The organism is Kitasatospora sp. NPDC127035 (assembly GCF_042726075.1).
Lineage (GTDB): Bacteria > Actinomycetota > Actinomycetes > Streptomycetales > Streptomycetaceae > Kitasatospora.
The window spans coordinates 1-16939 of sequence record NZ_JBHXDN010000018.1 but is presented as its reverse complement, the minus strand read 5'-3'; the positions used below and the strand labels follow the sequence as shown (position 1 = coordinate 16939).

Sequence of the window (16939 nt, the reverse complement as noted above, 5' to 3'; positions counted from 1 at the left end):
CCACCGTACGCCCGGCCCCCGGGTGGGTTCCGGGGGCCGGGCGTCGAGGTGGAGCGCTGTGGTGACCGATCGTCAGATCTGGTGGATGAAGCAGCCCATGGCCATGGCGGCGGCCTTCTGCTGCCAGGTGTAGCCGTAGCTGCGGGAGGCCCAGGCCCCGCGGCCGCACTTGATCAGGAAGGGCCTGGTCCAGGTCCAGGCCTTGCGGGCCCAGCCCCAGCTCCACTGTCCGTCGAGGTCGAAGCGGATGTTCGGATCCTGGGAGACGTAGTCGTAGGCGGTGGCGTTGCCGCCCTTGATCGGGTCGGTGGTCAGGAACCGGCCGAGCGCCGGGGCGTAGAGCCGCACACCCATCAGGACGGCCCCGGTGGGCGTCTCGGCCGAGCGCTGCTGGCCGCCGAGCCAGCCGTACCGGAGGGGGGCGGCGCCGGGGAGGCGGTTGCCGTATTCGTCGAAGGTCACGGCGGTCGGGGGCTTCGCCGGGTCGAGCGGCAGGGCGACCACGATGTCGCCGTGCAGGTTCGCGAGTTGGAGCACCACGCCGCCGGTCCTGGCCGTGGTGGCGCCGAGGCCGCCGGCGGGCGTCGTCACCTGGCGGGTGAGGTCGCCGGTGCCGGTGTCCTCGACGATCCAGGTGGGGTTGTCGCAGGCGCATCCGTAGTGGTTGAGCCCGGTGCGTGCGGTGCTCCAACCGCTGCCGGGGTTGACCTCGGTGGTCCAGGCCCGCAGCCGCAGTGCCGGGTCCAGCGTCCAGGTCTGGCGGTCGGTGGCGGTGCTCTGCTGCCGCACGAGGTCGTTGGCGAAGTAGGAGGTGGCGGCGCCGGGTTGCGTCGTGGTGCGGCCGAAGGCGTCGTAGCCGTAGCCGGGGTCGACCAGGCGGTCGGCGGAGTCGTAGGCGTGCTGCTCCGTGGTGCCGCCCGACGGCGTGCACTCGGCGCCGGGTGCGGCGCTCGCGGAGGTCCGGGCGGTGCGGTTGGTGTTGCGGTCGAAGGCGTAGGTCCTGGTGGTGCAGACGCCGTCGGCGGCCGAGGTCGTCCGGGTGAGGCGTCCGACGGTGTCGTAGCCGAAGGCCTGCTGGGAGGCGGAGCCGAAGGTCGCGGTGTGGGTGGCCCACTGGCCGTGGACGGTCGTGCTGATCCCGTCACTCAGGACGGTCGTGCCGTCACTGTCGCGGGTGTACGTGCGGTCGAAGAGGGTCCCGGTGGGGCTCTTGAGCTGGCGCATGGTGTAGCCGCCGGGGAGGCCGGTGCCGGTCACGGTGCCGTCGGCGTCGTAGCGGGCCGTGAAGGTGCCGGCCACCGAGTCGCCCACCGACGTGGCCAGGCCGCGCGGTTCGACGGCCGTGTCGTAGGTGTAGGTGGTGGTGGACGGTGCGGTGTCGGTGACGAGGGTCGGCCGGTCGAGCTTGTCGTACTGGGTGGTGGTGGTGCCCCCGTCGGCGTCGGTGTAGGCGGTGAGGCGGCCGAGGCGGTCGAAGACCGTGGTGACGGTGCCGGAGCCGGTGGTGGCCGTGGTGGTCTGGCGCCCGCTGGCGCTGTCGTAGCCGGTGGTGACGACGGGCACCTCCTGGCCGGGCCCGCTGACGGCGGACCGGGTCTGGCGTCCGGCCCCGTCGTAGCCGGTGGTCGTGGTCCGCTGGGCCCCGTTGGCCGTCTCGGTGGTGCTGGTGGTCTGGCCGTACCGGTTGTACTCGACCGTCTTCACGGGGAGTTGGACCGGGTTGGCTCCCCCGCCGGTGATGTCGGCGGCCGGTCCGACCGAGCAGACCTGGTCCGCCCACTCGGGCCGGCCGGCGCACGCTCCGGTGCCGTCCCCGGTGTAGTACGCGGTGACGGTGGTGCCCGCGTCGGTGCCGGTGGAGGCCGGCAGGCTCGCGCCGGTCACCCGTCCCTGGGCGTCGTACACGGTGGAGGTGGTGAGCCGGGCCCCGTCGGGGTCCTGGACGGTGGTGCTGGGCAGCCCCCTGGCCCAGTCGTAGCCGGTGGCCGTGACGCGGGCGTCGGCGAGCAGTGCGGTGTCGATGCGGGGCTGTCCGCCGCTGGTCTCCCGGGTGACCTGGTCGCGCACGGTGGCGGTGCCGTCGGTGGGCCGGCCGCCGTCGTACTCCTTCACCGTCCGCTGCCGCAGGGGCAGTTGGGTTCCGGCTTCGGCGACCACGGTCTGTCCTGCCGTCAGTTTCCGTTCCAGCGTGCCGTAGTGGAGGGGGCCGAGGGTCTCCAGTTCGCGGCTGCCGTCGGCGCTGTAGGTCGTCGTGGTGGAGAGCAGGCCGGCGCGTTCGGCGCTGCCGAGGGCGGCGATCCCGAGGGACGCGAGGGTCGAACGGTCCTGGTCGGTGATGCCCAGGGCCAGCGCGCGGTTGGCCGCGGTCAGCCGGCGGACGGTGTTGCCGAAGGCGTCGTGTTCGGTGACCGTGAGGGCTCCGCCCGGCCGTGCGGTGTCGGTCTCCTGGCCGGAGGCGTCCAGGTAGTACAGGTCGGCGCGGCCGTAGCCGTTCGCCGGGAGCTGCGTTCCGGCGTTGGCGGCGGGGGTCTGGTCGGGCGGGAAGACGGCGGTGGCGTCCGTGGGCGTCTCCCGCTGGCCCCAGGAGGCGGTGGCGGTGTGGCCGAGGTCGTACGGTGCGCCGTTGCCGGTGACCGGTACGTCGTAGACGAGGGTGGTGGCGGCGGTGCCGTTGACCTGGTCGGCGGAGCCGGGGGCCAGGGTCGGACGCGAGGCGGCGAGCAGCATGCCGTCCCCGGCGGCCGGGGAGCCGCCGACGCGCCCGTAGCCGAAGGTCCAGGGAAGTTCGCCGGGCGGGGTGAGGGTGGTGACGCGGCCGGCCGTGTCGTAGTCGTAGGCGGTCGGCACCGCCGGGGCGATCCTCGGGTCCCAGGTCTGGCGCAGCCGGCCGTTGCCGTCGTAGGCGTAGCGGCTGACGTCGACGGCGGTGGCGGCGCCCGCGCCGGGTTCGGTGGACCACAGGCGGATCGCGGTGACCTGTCCGGCGACGTCGCCGAGGGTGGTGGCGGTCGCGGTGGTGGTCGGGGCGTAGACGAATTCCAGGACGCGGCACCCGCGGGTGGCCGGGTCGTCCGCGCAGGCCGTCGAGGCCGCGGCGCTGGTCGGGCTGATCACCCGTTGCGGCCGGGTGAGGATCCGCCCGTCGGGTCCGGTGACGTTCTGGGAGACGATCGTGCTGGTCGTGTTGTCGAGGCCGCGGGTCGACGAACGGGTGAGGGCCCAGGCGGCCGCGGCGGGGTCGGTGCGTGCGAAGTCCGCGGTGCCGCCGTCGGTGTCCGTGAGGGTGAAGCCTGCAGCGAACGAGCCGGTCAGGGTGAGTTGCGCGGCGCCGGGTTCGGCGATCCAGCCGGTGGCCGCCTCGTCGGCGGTGAAGTGCAGGTTCGTGCCGTCGAGCCGCAGGACGTCCAGGGAGGTGGCCGAGGTGCGGTTGATCGCGGTGTAGCCGGAGTCCTTCCGGCCGGTGGAGGTGCCGGAGAGCCACTCCTTCCCGAAGATCGCGGCCTGTCCTGCCTGGGCGCCGCCTTCCTGGGGGTTACGGGAGGAGGCGGTGCGGGTGATCGCCGTCCCGAAGAAGGCGGTGTCGGTGCGGCTGAGGCTGTAGTTGCCGGTGAGGAGGTTGACCTCCCCGGGGCCGACGGGGACGGTGGCGGCGCCGTCGGCGGTGTGGTCGACGATCGCCTTGAGGGGGTCGCTGGAGGCCCTGGCGCCGGCGGGGCCGGTGAAGTCGGCCTTCAGCTGCACCGTGCCGTCGGGGCTGACGGTCGTCGCGGCGTCCCAGGCCAGCTGCGGGCTCCGGCCGGCGCTGAGGGCGACCGGCCAGGCGGTCAGCGGGGTGCCGGCCGCGCTCACGTGGCCGGGCGGGACGGGTGCCCAGGCGTCGGCGTCCGAGCGTCGCCAGGAGAAGGTCACGGCGTCGTAGCGTGAGGCGTCGGCCTCGGCCTGGAGGGGCAGCCGTGCCGCGGTGCGCCGGCCGTCGGACGGCCTGGTGACGCCGCCGGCGCCGACGTGGAACTCGTACGCGAGGGGTTCCGACCGGTTGTCGGCCCGGTCGACGCTGCGGACCTGAAGGGTGTTGGTGCCGCCGCGGGTCGGGGTGGCGAGCACGGCGACCGGCGTGGTGGTGCCGTCGGTGGCGATGCGCGTCCAGGTGGTGCCGTCGAGGGTCCACTCCAGCCAGCGGTGGTCGCCCTGCGGGGGTGTGACGGTGAACGTGCCGCTCTGGCCGACTCCCTTCACCCAGGAGGCCGAGGGGTAGTCCGTCGAGGTCACGGCGCCCGGCGCGGAGGGTGCCCGGGTGTCGACCGTGAAGGTGCGCCAGGGCGACCAGGAGAGGTTGTAGTGGGTTCCGTCGTACGGGTTGCTGCGGAACCGGTAGGTCCGGCCGTCCTGGAGGAGGCCGGGAGGAACGGTGGCCGACAGCGGCTGTCCGCTGGCGCCCCACGGGGACACCAGGTACTCGCCGACCTGCTGGTCGGTGGCCGCGTCCACGATCTGGAAGGTGCCGTTGATCCGGTCGTTGTTCGAGTCCGTGTAGGTGTCGCGCAGGACGGGGGTCAGGGTGTTGACGGTGTAGACGCCGTTGTCGGCGAAGAAGGGAGGGCCGGCCTGTTGGTCGGTGCCGGTCCGGGGGCGGTAGTTGAACGTCACCGAGAGCTTCGGGATCTGACCGGCGGCGGCGTTGCCGGAGTAGAACTTCTTCCAGGACCCGGTGTCGGCCTCGTTGGCGGCGCGCAGGCCGAGGCCCTGGCGGCCCACCGAGGTCTGGCCCGCCCAGTACTGCAGCAGGGGGGTGACGTCGGCGTTCACGTAGGCACCGTTGGCGCAGTTCTGTCCGCGGGTCTCGGTGGACGTCGCGTACTTCTTCAGCCAGGCCGGCTGGTTGGTCCAACGGCTGCCGGTCGTCGCGGTGTTGGTGTCCCATACCTCCCAGGCGACGGGCTTCGCGCAGTCCCAGGAGTGGAAGTTGTAGAGGGACAGGGTGGCCTTGGAGACCAGGGCGTCCTTGATGGGCGCCATGTCCCAGCTGATGAAGGAGCGGGCGATGCGCGGTTTGGTCCGCGCGGCGTCCGCCCAGTCGCCCGGCCAGCCGAGCTTCAGTTCGGTGGCGCTCGACGCGTCGACGGTCTCGCCCTGCTGGACCCAGGTGTCGAAGACGTCGGAGAGCACGGTGTCCGACGGGTCGACCGTCACGGGGTACGCGGTCGCCGGGTCGGCGAGGAACGCGGCGTCGGGGCTGAGGCGCAGTTCGATGGTGTCGCCGGACTGCACGACCTTCAGTCCCACCGGTGCCCGGTGGGTGTGCTCACCGGAGTTCCTGTCGACCGTCGCGTCCCACATGACCGGGGCCGGCATCGAGGCGAGTTCGCGTCCGGTGGCGGCCTCGGTGAACGTCACGCCGCCGTCGTCGTTCTGGCGCGCGTTGACTCCGGGCGCCTTCAGCGGCAGCGTGTAGTCGGCCGGGCCCGCGGGTCGCTTCTTGAGGATCACGGACTGCTCGTAGCCGGTGCGGGTGGCGTCGATGACCAGGTCCGCACCGGGCAGCACGTCCGGATAGGTGGCCCGGGCGCCTTCCACCCGGGGTGCGGGCAGCCCGCCCCGCCACTGCATGGCGACGTTCCGACCGCCGGCGGTGAGACTGAGGAGGTCCTGGACAGGGGCGCCGGCGGCCTCGGCGAACGAGCCGGCCCGCCTGCCCTTCGTCTCCCCCGCCAGGGCCAGTCCGCGCGGGTGGGCCTTCGAGGCGACGGAGCCGTCGGGGCGCTTGGCGAAGGTGACGTCGACGTCCGCCCAGCCGCCGTCCGGGCGGCGCATCCGGACCGGCCCCGCCGCGACCTCCAGGGTGACGCTGCCGTCGGGGTTCGCCCAGGTCGTGGAGGAGTCGGTGCGTTCGGCCGGCACCTCGACGGGCTTCCCCTGCAACCGGGCCGTGAGCCGGGCGGAGGCCAGGTCGCCGGTCGGTTGCTGCGTCGCGGCCGGCTGTCGGGGGCTGTGCGGGGCCTCGGACGGGGGTCGGGCGGAGGCGTCCTGCACGCCGAGGAGCACGCCCGCCACCAGGGCGGCCGAGACGGTGGCCGCCGTCCACCGGCGGCGTCGTGCACGTGTACGGGACCAGGAGGGCAGGCTCCCGGCGGTTGTCGGAGACGATGACACAGGCACACTCCAGGGGTGATCGCGGGAAACGGAGCACGGTCCTTCGGTACGCAGGCCCTTCGGTACGCAGGTGCTTCAGCGCGGTGCTTCGGTACGCAGGTGCTTCGGTCGCACGCGGCGGTCCGCCCTGCGGAGTCGGCCACCGGGCACGGGGGCACGTCTCGACGGCCGCCCGGGTCGGACGGCGCTCTCGGTCGGAGCTCCGTTCCTCGCGCTGTCGCAGCGGGCCGCTCCGCCGGTGCGAGAGGAGCGGTCGGGCACTGTCTGCGCAGTTCGAGTCACACTCACAAGTCGCGTGTACATGACTACTTCATCGAGGGCCGCCGGATCGGCCGGGGCGGCGGCCACGACCGATTCCCGCCGACGAACGGCCGGTTCCGCCCTCCTGCGAACCATCTCCGGGCCGGGCGGCACCCCGGCCCCTCGCCGTACCCGCGCAGGAAGCCGGTCTCGGCCGGGACCACCCGCCCGCTGCGCGGGTTCGGCCGCAGCGGCCATGCCCGGTGCCCGCCGTCCGGACCCGTCCCCACCGTCACCCAGGCGGGCAGCGCCCGGTCGCGCCGCCCGGCGGCGACACCCACGCTGGACGGGTGTCCTCCGCCAGCGCCTCCGCCCTCGTCGCCGCACTGCGCCGCGACGTCTCGCCCGCCGTTCCCTGCCCCGAGGCGGTCGTGCTCGCCCAGGGACTGCTGCACTCCCCCACTCCCTGGCCGGCCGGGATGCCCAGGCGCAGCATCGACGGCAGCCCGTTCCGCAATGCCTGGCGCGTCGCCCGGACGGCCACCGGGCTGACCTACACCGAGGGCTTCGCGCTGCGCGCGGCGCCGGCAGGAGTCGTGCACCATGCGTGGTGCGTGGATCCGGCCGGCCGGGCGCTCGATCCGACGTGGCCGGACGGACGGGGACTCGCCTACCTGGGCCTGCCCATGACGACGGCCTGGGTGGAGTCGGTCCGCCGCCGGACCTGTACCCGGACGGCCTTCGTGGGCATCCTCGACGAGGGCGTCCAGCGTTCCCGGGACGCGGAGCGGGTCCTCACCTTCGGCGTCCCAGGGGCCGCTCTCGTCCGGGTCGGCACGCCCGTGACCCGGCCACCGGCCGTCTGAGGCACGCCGGTCGGCCCGGCGACTCCGGCCCGTCCGGGACGGAGCGTGACCTTCCGCACCGGGGGCGCACGGGTCCGTCGCGGTCAGGCAGGTCCGGCGTCCGGGCGGCGGTCCCCCGTCCGGGCCGCGGGCCGCTCGCGGTCGAGGACGCGCAGGTGCAGGCGGTGCGGGCGCAGGACGGTGGTCAGCCGCACCGGGCGGTCGTCGGGCCGCCGGCCGGGCGCCGGGAGCGGGTGCCAGCGGGCCAGGACGGTGGCCAGCGCGATGACCGCCTCGGCGCGGGCGTAGTCGGCGCCCAGGCACTGCCGCGGGCCGTTGGCGAAGCCGGCGAACCCCCAGCGCGGCAGGGCGGCGGCCCGTTCGGGGAGCCAGCGGTCGGGGTCGAAGCGGTCCGGATCGGCGAAGATCCGCGGATTGTGGTGGGCGACGTACGGGCTGAGCAGCACCTGCCCGCCGCGCGGCAGGGTGCGCCCGCCGAGTTCGGTCTCCCGGGTGCAGGTGCGCAGCAGGACCCAGCCGGGCGGGTACAGCCGCAGGGCCTCGGTCAGGACCCGGTCGGTGCGCGGCAGGTGCGGCAGGTCGGTCCAGCGGGCGGGCCGGCCGCCCGGCAGCGCCGCGTCGACCTCCGTCTGCACGGCGGACAGGACTTCGGGGTGGGCCGTCAGCAGCCGCAGGGTCCAGGAGAGCTGGGAGGCGGTGGTCTCGGTTCCGGCCAGCAGGAGGGCGACGACCTGGTCGTGGACCTCGGTGTCGGAGAGCGGACGGCCGTCGTCGTCGCGGGCGGCGAGCAGTCCGGCCAGCAGGTCGGTGCGGCCGGGGCCGTGGGCCCGGTGGTCGCGCACCAGGTCGGCGACGGTCCGTTCCAGGGTACGGACCGCCGTCCGGTAGCCGGGGCCCGCGGGCAGCCGCACCACGCGCCGCAGGGCGCCGGCGAACGCGGTCTCGAAGGCGTGCTGCAGCCGGTCCGACAGTACGTCCGGGGCCTCGGTGCCGAGCAGGGTGCGGGTCACCACCCGCAGGGTGAAGCGGTAGCAGGCGGGGAAGACGTCCACCACGTCGCCGTGTCGCCAGGAGCCGGCCAGCAGCTCCGCCTCCCGGGTCATCACCTCGGCGTACGCGGCCAGCCGGTCGGGGCGGAACTCCGGTTGCAGCATGCGTCGTTGGCGCCGGTGATCGGCGTGGACGCAGGTCGCCAGCCCGTTGCCGAGGATCTCCCGGAACCGCCCGTAGACCGGCCCGCCCTTGTCGAAGGTGCGGTCGTCGGCGTACACCTGCCGGAGCAGCTCCGGGTGGCAGGGGGCCACCAGCCGGTTCGGTCCGAGTCGGACCTCCACGAGGTCCCCGTAGCGGTGCAGCCGCGCCAGGAAGCGTGCCGGATCCCGGACCAGCGCGGGCAGGTGGCCGAGCACCGGGAGCGCTCCGGGCGGGCTTCCGTGGAGGTAGGGCGTGGACGCGGCACCCCGCGCCGACGAGGAGGACGAGGTCACACCGGCAGGGTAGGCGCTCCGGGGAGGGGCGGACAACAGGCGCGGATCCGCTTCACCCGGCCGACGGTCACCGCGGCCCGGACGGTGGGTTCGGAAGGGGGGTGTGTGAAGGCGTTGTCACAACGGGGCGTGCTGCCCGGTCGTATGACTGACCGCCAGGGACGGAAGGTGCCCGGCGGCCCCGGGGCTCGACCGCCCCGGTTCGCCGAGTACAGGAGGACAGATGACTGGCCGTTCGACGAAGTACCTGGTCGCGCTCGCCACGGCCGCGGCGGCGCTGGCGGTGTCGGCCACCTCGACCGGGACCGCCACCGCAGCCGGGCGCACCTCCGCAGGGGGTGCGGCTGTGACGAGCGACGCGGTGGTCGTCTGCCGGAACGCCCACTTCGACGACTGCGTCGTCGGCGGTGTCTGGGTGAAGGACCCGCTCAAGAACCTCGACCAGGGCGCCCGTTTCCAGGACTCGATCTCGTCCATCACGAACGGGAGCGGACAGCGGCTCTGCTTCTGGGAGCACAACGACTTCCAGGGCAGGTACCTGAGGCTGGACAGCGGTCAGCAGATCGCCGACCTGGGAGGGAACGTGCTCAACGACGCGATCTCCTCCTGGAAGGCCTGCTGACGCCGGTCGGTCCCGGACCGCACCGGTGGCGTCGAGGGTTCCGGTGACGGTTCCGGGCCGGTTCCCGTTCCCCGGGCGGGGAGCGGGAACCGGCCCCCGCGCGACCGCCGGGGCCGGTTTCGGCAGACTGTGACCATGGACGATCGATCACTGAGCAAGGGCGCCAACATTCCGATCGATGCCGACGTGGTGAGTGTGGAGCTCAGCTGGTCGGCCGGGGCCGGTACGCCCGACGTCGACGTGTCCGCCGTGCTGGTGGCTGCGGACGGGCGGGTGCGGGGCGACGGCGACCTCGTCTTCTACAACCAGCCCCGGCACGCGTCGGGCGCCGTGACGCACCTGGGGAAGGCCGGTGGCGCCGGGGCGGCCACGGACCGGATCGAGGTGGACCTGGCGGCGGTGGAGCCGGAGGTGGAGCGCATCGTGCTGGCCGCGTCGGTGGACGGCGGCAGCTTCGGCGCGGTGCCCGGGCTGTGCCTGCGGCTTTCCGACGCCCGCACCGGCACCGGGCTGGCCCGCTTCGCGACGGACGCCGGGACGGAGACCGTCCTCGTCGGCGGCGAGCTGTACCGGCGCGGGCGGCAGTGGAAGTTCCGTGCCGTCGGGCAGGGCTACGCGGCGGGGCTGGCCGGGTTGGCCACCGACTTCGGCATCACCGTGGAGGAGGGGCCCGCCCAGGACCGGCCCGTGGCTCCGCCGCCGCAGCCGTCCCGGCCTGCGTCGTCGGCGCCGGAGCCGGGGAAGGGCGAGGAGCACCTCCCCCCGGGGATGCGCGAACGGCTGTCGCTGCGCAAGCAGCAGGTCGCGGTCAGCCTGGACAAGCACGGAGCCGCGGGAATCGCCGCGCGGGTCGTGCTGGTGCTGGACGCCTCGGGCTCGATGTCGTCGCTGTACGCCGACGGCGTGGTGGCCGACGTGGTGGAGCGGATCGTCCCGGTCGCGGCCCAGTTGGACGACGGCGGGGCGATGCCGGCCTGGACCTTCGCGACGCACCCGGCCCGGCTGCCCGATCTGCGGGTGGGTGACCTGCCCGAGTGGCTGCGGCTGCACGTCCGGGTCGGTGAGCTGGGGCGTCTGTTCGGCCGCCGCGGGCGTCGGTCCGGGCTGCTCGACGGTCAGGTCGACATGACGACGGTGGGCATCTCGAACGACGAACCGAAGGTCATCGCCGAAGTCCGGGACTACGTACGGGGGAACCCGGCGACGGTCCCCACCCTGGTCCTGTTCTTCTCCGACGGCGGCGTCCACCTCAACGCCGCGATCGAGCGCGAGCTGAGGGAATCGGCGCAGGAGCCGCTCTTCTGGCAGTTCGTGGGGCTGGGCCGATCCGACTACGGCGTGCTGCAGCGGTTCGACGACCTGCCCGGTCGGCGCGTCGACAACGTCGGCTTCTTCGCGGTGGACGACATCGGCACCGTCCCCGATCCCGAGCTGTACGACCGGCTGCTGTCCCAGTTCCCGCAGTGGATCACGGCCGCGCGCGGGGCCGGCATCCTGCCCTGAGGCGCGCCGCTTCGACGGGCCGAGCGGCTTGTCGGGGGCGGGACGGACGGCCGCGGAGCAGCCCGGCGGCGCTCGGCCGGGAGGTCCCGGCCGAGCGCGTGCACGGACTGCTTCGCGGCCCCTCGGCGTCCGCGGCCCCTCGTCGTCCGCGGCGCCGGGGCGGCCCGGAGCACTTCGGCGGGTCAGGGATCAGGGGCCAGGGGTCAGAACTGGGTGCTGACCGTGACGCCGCTGAAGTCGGTGACGGCGTACAGGCTGAGGTAGCGGTAGCCGGCGGTCGGGTTGGTGACGGTGAGGGACTGGGTGGTGCCGGTGCCGGTGGAGGAGACCGTGGAGGCACTCGGCGAGGCCCAGGTGCCCGGGTTGTAGTACAGGTGCGCGGTGCCGGTGCCGCCGGAGGTGGTGACCTTCAGCGTGGTGGTGCCGGCCGGCAGGTAGACGTACAGGTAGTCGGTGTTCCCGGCGGTCGCGGCGCGGCCGGTCCGCGAGCAGTTCCGGCCCATCGCGTCGGTGCGCGGCTCGGTGCAGTTCGGCAGGGCGACCGGGGCCGCGGTCACGGTGACCGAGGTCGGGGTGGTGGCGGCCCTGCCGGTGTCGTCGGTGGCGGTCAGGGCGACGGTGTAGGTGCCGGCCGCCGCGTAGGTGTGGCTCGGGTTGCGCTCGTCCGAGGAGGTGCCGTCGCCGAAGGTCCAGTGCCAGGAGGTGATCCGGCCCGGGCCGGTCTGCACGGACCGCTCGGTGACGCTGACGGTCGCGCCGTTCACCGACGAGTCGAACAGGGCGGTCGGGCCTGCGGCGTAGCAGGCACCGGCGGCGCAGGCGGTGAGCCAGGCGTCGAAGTCGGCGTCGTAGGAGGTGCCGAGGTTGTTGTAGACCGCGTAGCCGCCGGCGTAGTCGCCGACCCGGAAGCGGCCCAGCATGCTGTACACGTCGGCCGGGTGCTTCTCCAGCATGTACCGGACGGCCAGGTAGCCCCACGGGTAGACGCGGGTCGAGTCCGCGTTGCCGTAGGTGTTCTGGAAGATGGTGCTGAGCTTGTAGGTGTGCAGGGCGGCCTGGGTCATCGCGTCGGTGTCGGTGGTGGCGCGGTAGCTGTAGGAGATGTACTCGGCGAGGCCCTCGACCCACCAGATGTCCGGGACGGACGTCTGGGTGGTGAAGTTGCCCTTCATGTTGTGGATGCCGTCGAGGTAGTGGGTGTACTCGTGGTTGAGGTTCCACACCCGGGCGGGGTCACCGGTGTTCCAGGCCTTCTGGTACATCACGTTGACGGCCCGGCTGTTCGGGTCGGTCGGGTCCATGACGGTCTGGCCGCCGTTGTCGGTCGAGTTGCCGAAGATCGCCCACGAGTAGGTGGTGTAGTCCGTCTTGTTGGCGAAGATCCCGAGGGTGACGGTCTTGTTGTACTGGTTCGGGATCGGCCCGTTGTCCTTGACCACGTTGTGGAAGAACGCGTCCTGGCTGCGCAGGCTGGCGCAGACGGTGGCCAGTTCGGCGGCCGACAGGGCCTGGGCCTGGACGGTGCGGTTGTCGCAGACCAGCTGGTTCGGCAGGACCACCGAGGTGAGCTTGGCGGGCAGGTCGCAGATGCCGTAGTACGAGCACTGGTTGTTGTTGTAGACGGTGGCCTGGAAGGCCGTGTGCACGTACAGCGGCGCGTCGGCCGTCAGCAGCGGCGCGGCGTCCAGCACCCGCTTGACCAGCGGCTTGGCCACGGCCTCGACGGCGGCGCTGCTCCCGGCCATCCGGGCCAGGTCGTTGCCCGCGTTGGTGTCGAGGACGGCGTTGGGCCCGCCGATCAGGTCCTTGTGGTTGATCGCGAAGTTGGCGAGGGACGTGACGAGGCTCGGGTCGGCGCCGAGCGCGGTGACGAAGTTCGGGTTGGCGTTGCCCCGCCAGAGCGGGAACCTCAGCACGGAGTTGACCGCGCCGACCATCTTCGGGAAGGCGTTGTAGGAGTTGTCGTAGTCGTCCAGCACCCGCTTGTAGACGCCCAGGTAGTCGGCCTGGATGTTGGCGCTGTCGGTGAGCGTCAGCACCTCCCTGAGCACGCCGCCGTTGACCTCGGTGACGTCGTGCCAGCGGGCGCCGGCGAAGAACGCGTCCAGGCCGGCCTTGACGGCGGTGGTGAGCGTGCCGGTGTACGGGCCGGCCGCGTCGGGGTAGTAGGACTGGATGTAGTAGCCCACCCGCAGGAAGAGCACCAGCTGCAGGATGTTGGTCGAGTTGTCGCCGGTGTAGCCTGCCGCCAGCTCCTTGAAGGCGGCCGCGACGGGCAGCATCCGGGACTGCTTGAAGATGCCCGGGTCGGTGCTGCCGCTGGTGAACAGCGTGGAGACGCAGTCCGTGGTCGAGCTCTTGAGGAACGCGACCAGATCGGCACCGGTACGACCCGCGAAGTCCGCCGGGGTGCAGCTCTGCGCGGTGGCTTCGGCCGCCGCGCCCGACCGGGCCCGAGCCCCCGGGGAGTCGGACCGGGCCGTGGCCGTCTCCGCGGCCGTGGCGGCCGGTTCGCCCATGAGGGACTCGCTGAGCAGCGCCGGGGTCAGCGGGGCGGCGGGCGTGCCGAGCTTCTCCGACCCCGTCGTCGCGCCGGCGACGGACTGGCCCGCCGGCTTCGCTGCGGCGGTGACCGCGGCTGTCGCGGTCGGGGCCGGTCCGGCGGTCACGGCAGCGGGCGCCGCGAGGGCCTGGGCCGGCAGTACGGCGGTGGCCGTGGCACAACAGGCGACGACGCCGGCTGCGAGGGTGGTGAGTCGTATGCGCAGGTGCACGCCGAGTCCTTCTTCGAGTGGGGGCAGCCTGACGTGGGGTCAGACTGAGTGAAGGAGATTGGCGTGGATCCTGTCATCGAATGAAGGTCAGAACAATGTCACAGGTCATATGACATGAAACTTTCAGCCACCTCGCCGGTCGCTGCGCCCCGCCCTGCGACAGACCAGCGAGGGCGGCGACCGGGGCGGCCTGACCTGCGGGCATCGGACGGCCGTCGCGCCGCGGGCCGGGAGGTCGCCCCCGGCCCCGCAGGCCCGGCGGGCCTCGCGGAGTGGCCGGTCTGCGCCCCGGCCGGGACGCCCCAAGGCCCCGACCGTGGCCGCCGGGCCCGTCCGGGGAACGGGGCCCGGCCGGTGCCGCGCGGCGCGGGGCCTCCCGGCGGCTCGAATGCCAGCTGTGCCGACAGGCCGTCAGGAGGCCCCGCTGTCAACCCTCCTACGCTCCCGCAGCCGCCGTCCGCGACGACTGCTGCGGGGCGCCGCGGAACCCGAGCCGGCCCGGGCCGACGCCCGGATCGGTGCTCAGCCCGGCGAGTAGGCCGGTGCTCAGGTCGGCGCACAGGTCAGTGCTCAGGTCAGTGCACAGGTCGGCGCGCAGGTCGGTCGGGGTGCCGGGGAGCTTCGCGTGTTTCGCGGCGTCGACGGAGCCGGGCCCGTGGACGGTGAGCTCGAAGTCCTCGTGCGCCTTGGCGTCCGGAGCCAGCGGCAGTCGGATCCGCCCGTCCCCGACCATGCGGCGCACCTGGGTGCGGCTGAGGCCCAGACCGAGACCGAGCAGGCGCTCGACGCGGACCGGCACGGGCAGCTCGAAGCCGACCAGCACCGTGAGGGGTGTCGGGTCGTCGAGTGCGTAGAGGGGCGTACGGGTCTCCAGTTCCCAGGTGCCGGCCCAGTCGAGGCGGTACCCGTTCTTCGCGGCGAGCGACGCACTTATCGTCAGTTCCCGCACCACGGCCGGGTCGTTGGTCTCGTACGCCACCCGGCGGGCGGGCTCCAGCGACGAGACGTGGACGCGTTCGTGGACGGGCACCTTCGAGGTCCGGTCGCACCCCGCACAGCTCAGGAGGAGCCAGACGTCGAGGAGCTTGCCGTTCGCGTTGACGCGGATCCTGCCCGAGGGCCGGTGGCGCGTGCCGGAGCAGTCCGGGCAGGATCGCACGACGGCGGGCAGGGCGGACTGACGCACGGCCCACAGGGCCTTGCGGTCGGTATTCATAGGGAGGTGGTTGCTTTCAGGACTCAGCAGGAGCTCTCACAGGCCGGGCCCGGGCTCCTGGGATCTGACGGATGCACACGAGGGCGCGAGCCATCGCCTCGGGGCCCAGCCGTCAGGCCCCGAGGTCGACCGCGCGACAGGTCGGCGTTGCTACGTGGCAGCTATCAGAAGTCCATGCGGGCGATCGTGATCGAGACCACGGCCCGCGGGCAACTCATTTTCCGCTCGGGATCGCGCTCCGGCGCTCAGACCAGGGCGTCGCCGGTCGACGGAGGCACGGTGTGCGAACGCAGGACCATGAGCGGGCCTTCCGAGGTCGCCACCATGGCGAAGGGGAACCGGTCCAGCTCAAGGCAGAGTTCGACGTCGTCGGGGTGGACGCCTTGACGCACGCCCTCGGTCAGTTCGGCGGCGGCGCGTGACGCGGCACCGCGGCGAAGGAACTCGGCAGCGTCCGTCGGCCCGGCCTCCACGGCCCTGCGGGCGATGTACTGAGCACACGCCAGGTCCTCGTCGGCCTGCCCGTCCTCGCCCGTGACCACGAACGTCACGCTGTCGCTCCCGCGCGCCCGCAGGAGCCGGGCCGTCGCCTCCGCCACCACGAAGCCGGCGCACAGCACCAGCGACGCGTCCTTGACCGCGAGGGCGCCGACCGTCCCCGCCGTGGTCTTCTGTACCACGGTTCGCCCGCCGAGGTCGATGGACCGCAGCATTCCCGGCGAGTTGACGGTGTCGAACCCGGGTGCCAACGGGCCGTCCTTGAGCGCCACCCAGTCCGGGTGGCGGGCCTTGAGCGCCAGGGCTTCGTCCAGCGACCCGGCAAGAACGATCTTCTCCGCCCCCTGGGCGAAGGCCCAGGCAGCCACGGTGAACGCACGCATGACGTCCACCACGACCGCCACGGAGGGAACTTCGGCCAGTTCGGCGATACTGAGGAATCGAGTGTCCATTCCACTCATGATCGCGCATACCCGTCCGCGGACACCCGGCGAGTGACGCGCCTCACGTCGACGACATGGGGCCGACCCGGCCGGGACCGATCAGGGCCGCCTGCTCCGCCGACGCGGGCACCGCGTCCGCCCCGCGGCTGCGCCGTTTCGCCGGGCCGGGAGCCTCGGTCGTCGTCCTCGGGGGCCCCCTCGCCGCTCTCGGCGAGGGGCTCGCCGAACCGCTGCGGGCGGCTCTACGGGAGCTGACCGGCGGGCGCACGTCGCCGCCCCCGGTGGTGCGCTCGGCGCTGGGCGACCGGGCGCCGCTGCTGGGCGGGGTGCACCTGGTGCTGTCGCAGGCGCGGTTCGCCACCAGGTTGCGGGTACCGGCGCCGCGCCCGGGGGGGCTGAACCGGCGCTGCGGTCACGGGCCGGACCCGAACCGCACGGGCGACCGCACAGGCCGGCTCTCCGGGGCCCGGTTTCCGTCGGTATTCGGTCATTGGACCGGACTCGGCGCAATTCCTTGACGGGTCCACTGCCGTGCGGATCGGATAGCCGTTCCGCAGGCGATTCCGGTCGGCCGCCGACCCGGGACGGGCGCCTCGACCCGCGCCGCCCCGGCGGTGATTCCGTACCGGCATTCCGCGCCGAAGTCGGGGCCCGCGAGCGCGCCGCACCGCGCGCCGATTCCTCCACAGCGTTCGTCGAGGGCGTTCGCACCGCCCCGGCGGCCAGTCGATCCCGAAACCAACTCCGCGCACGATCAGTCGAACTGATGGTCCGTCGAATCCGGACTCCGACCGGCCCGGCAGTCACTCCACTCGATGGTCACAAGGTGATGTCAACCGTCGAATCCACTTGACGCCAACGATGGACACGGCTGTCATATGTGGCGTCCCGTTGGAAAATGTTTGTTCATGAGGGATTAGCCGCCTCGCCTCGATCAGCCCGAGCGAGTCCCACTCCCCCACGACCGGCCATGACCACCAGGGCCGCTGTCATCTCCCGCCCCGCACCACGCGCCGTTTCCGGCGTCCGCTCGAAGGAGCTCCCGATGTTCCGTTCCACCAGCCGTACCGTCGCCGCGGCGGGTCTGCTGCTCGCTCTCGGTCTGACCACCGCGTGTTCGACCGGCCAGGAGTCGACCAA

General features: G+C 73.1%; 8 protein-coding genes. 3 read left to right on the top strand and 5 right to left on the bottom strand.

Going from position 1 to position 16939, the window contains the following annotated elements; genetic code table 11:
• Nucleotides 1–72: 72 nt before the first annotated feature.
• On the bottom strand, nucleotides 73–6051 hold the full coding sequence (locus ACFWIC_RS15125) for a DNRLRE domain-containing protein (RefSeq protein WP_380518709.1): 5979 nt from the start codon (nucleotides 6049–6051) through the stop codon (nucleotides 73–75).
• Nucleotides 6052–6740: 689 nt separating this feature from the next.
• Here ACFWIC_RS15125 and ACFWIC_RS15120 point away from each other — a divergent pair.
• Nucleotides 6741–7256: a hypothetical protein gene (locus tag ACFWIC_RS15120; RefSeq protein WP_329951709.1), complete on the top strand. Its 516-nt coding sequence runs from the start codon at nucleotides 6741–6743 to the stop codon at nucleotides 7254–7256.
• Nucleotides 7257–7339: 83 nt separating this feature from the next.
• Here the strand turns inward: ACFWIC_RS15120 and ACFWIC_RS15115 are convergent, their stop codons facing one another.
• Nucleotides 7340–8743 (bottom strand): cytochrome P450, encoded by a 1404-nt coding sequence (locus ACFWIC_RS15115; protein WP_380518706.1) that lies wholly within the window; start codon nucleotides 8741–8743, stop codon nucleotides 7340–7342.
• 223 nt (nucleotides 8744–8966) lie between these two features.
• On the opposite strand from ACFWIC_RS15115, the gene ACFWIC_RS15110 reads away from it, so the two are divergent.
• Together ACFWIC_RS15110 and ACFWIC_RS15105 are read left to right on the top strand one after the other, a co-directional pair.
• Nucleotides 8967–9365 carry a peptidase inhibitor family I36 protein gene (locus ACFWIC_RS15110; RefSeq protein ID WP_380518703.1) on the top strand — a complete coding sequence of 133 codons (399 nt, stop codon included), beginning with the start codon at nucleotides 8967–8969 and terminating at the stop codon, nucleotides 9363–9365.
• A 135-nt stretch (nucleotides 9366–9500) separates the two neighbouring features.
• Nucleotides 9501–10868 carry a VWA domain-containing protein gene (locus ACFWIC_RS15105; RefSeq protein ID WP_380518700.1) on the top strand — a complete coding sequence of 456 codons (1368 nt, stop codon included), beginning with the start codon at nucleotides 9501–9503 and terminating at the stop codon, nucleotides 10866–10868.
• A gap of 203 nt (nucleotides 10869–11071) precedes the next feature.
• Here the strand turns inward: ACFWIC_RS15105 and ACFWIC_RS15100 are convergent, their stop codons facing one another.
• The 3 genes from ACFWIC_RS15100 to ACFWIC_RS15090 all read right to left on the bottom strand — a co-directional run bounded on the left by ACFWIC_RS15100 (nucleotide 11072) and on the right by ACFWIC_RS15090 (nucleotide 15808).
• Nucleotides 11072–13642: a collagenase gene (locus ACFWIC_RS15100; RefSeq protein WP_329879424.1), complete on the bottom strand. Its 2571-nt coding sequence runs from the start codon at nucleotides 13640–13642 to the stop codon at nucleotides 11072–11074.
• Between the two features lie 436 nt (nucleotides 13643–14078).
• Nucleotides 14079–14858 (bottom strand): DUF1062 domain-containing protein, encoded by a 780-nt coding sequence (locus tag ACFWIC_RS15095; RefSeq protein ID WP_380518698.1) that lies wholly within the window; start codon nucleotides 14856–14858, stop codon nucleotides 14079–14081.
• 245 nt (nucleotides 14859–15103) lie between these two features.
• Nucleotides 15104–15808: a 2-phosphosulfolactate phosphatase gene (locus tag ACFWIC_RS15090; RefSeq protein ID WP_380518695.1), complete on the bottom strand. Its 705-nt coding sequence runs from the start codon at nucleotides 15806–15808 to the stop codon at nucleotides 15104–15106.
• Between the last annotated feature and the right edge of the window lie 1131 nt (nucleotides 15809–16939).